Source organism: Hydrogenophaga sp., assembly GCF_041633695.1.
Classification (GTDB): Bacteria; Pseudomonadota; Gammaproteobacteria; order Burkholderiales; family Burkholderiaceae_C; genus Hydrogenophaga.
In genome coordinates this window covers 1-1,401 of the sequence record NZ_JBFJMY010000711.1, presented here as the reverse complement: position 1 = coordinate 1,401, position 1,401 = coordinate 1, and the positions used below count along the sequence as shown (strand labels likewise).

1 protein-coding gene is annotated in these 1,401 nt (G+C 64.5%); it reads left to right on the top strand.

The genetic code is table 11. The features are described from left to right. The coding region (locus ABYB95_RS23470) for a phenylalanine--tRNA ligase subunit beta (protein ID WP_372662781.1) at positions 1 to 1,401 on the top strand (1,401 nt) is incomplete at both ends.

Genomic DNA, 1,401 nt, shown 5'->3' with positions numbered 1-1,401 from the left:
GATCTCGACAAGATCCACGGTGGCTTGCAGGTGCGCTGGGGCAAAGCCGGGGAACAACTCAAGTTGCTGAACGGCAATACCGTTGTGCTGGACGATCAGGTGGGCGTGATCGCCGACGAACAGGCGGTGGAATCCCTGGCCGGCATCATGGGGGGCGATGCCACGGCGGTGTCGGACGAGACACAAAACATCTTCATCGAAGCGGCGTTCTGGTGGCCCAAGGCCATCGCCGGCCGCTCGCGCCGTTTCAATTTTTCTACCGATGCGGGCCACCGCTTCGAGCGCGGGGTAGACCCCTCCACCACGGTCGAACACGTCGAGCGCATCACGCAGCTGGTGTTGGATATCTGCGGCGGCCAAGCCGGTCCGATCGACGACCAGACACTGGCCCTGCCCGAAGGCAAGCCGGTGACCCTGCGGGTGGCGCGCGCGGTGAAGGTGATCGGCATGCCGCTCACGCAGGAACAGTGTGCCGGCGCGTTGCGCCGCCTGGGTCTGGCCGTGACCGAGAGCGAGGGCATGGTCACCGTGACGCCACCGTCCTACCGCTTCGACCTTCAGATCGAGGAAGACCTGATCGAAGAAGTCGTGCGTGTGGTCGGCTACAACCAGTTGCCCAACACCCCGCCGAGCGCGCCGATCACGGCGAAAATCCGCACCGAATCGCAGCGGGCTCCGTTCGCGGTTCGCCGCACGCTGGCCCAGATGGGTTACCAGGAAACCATCAATTTCAGCTTCGTGGAGGCCCGTTGGGAGCACGAGTTGGCGGGCAACCCGGACCCCATCAAATTGCTGAATCCGATTGCCAGCCAGATGAGCGTGATGCGCTCGTCGCTGCTGGGCAGTTTGATCGCCGCACTGAAATTCAACCTGGACCGCAAGGCGCAACGTGTGCGCTTGTTCGAGGTCGGGCGTGTGTACCGCAAGGATGCGTCGGTCGAAGACAGCGACAGCACGGTGGCCGGTTTGGACCAACCGATGCGGGTCGCAGGGCTTTGTTTCGGCTCTGCCGAGGCGTTGCAGTGGGGCGCTTCAGACCGCTCCGCCGATTTTTTTGACGTCAAAGGCGATGTGCAGGCTTTGTTCCTGCCTCTGAAACCCGAGTTTCGGGCCGCCGAACACCCGGCGATGCACCCGGGGCGCTGCGCCGGTATCTGGTTGCAGGGGCGTTGCGTTGGCCATGTGGGCGAGCTGCACCCCCGCTGGCGCCAGGCCTACGACCTGACCCATGCGCCCGTGGTGTTTGAACTGGACTTTGACGCGGTGCAGTCCCGCCCGGTGCCGGTGTTTCAGAGCGTGAGCCGCCACCAGGCGGTGGAACGCGATCTGGCCATCGTGGTCAAGGAGTCGGTCACGCACGCGGCCGTGATGGAAGCGGTCCGCTCGGTGGACAGTGCCTTG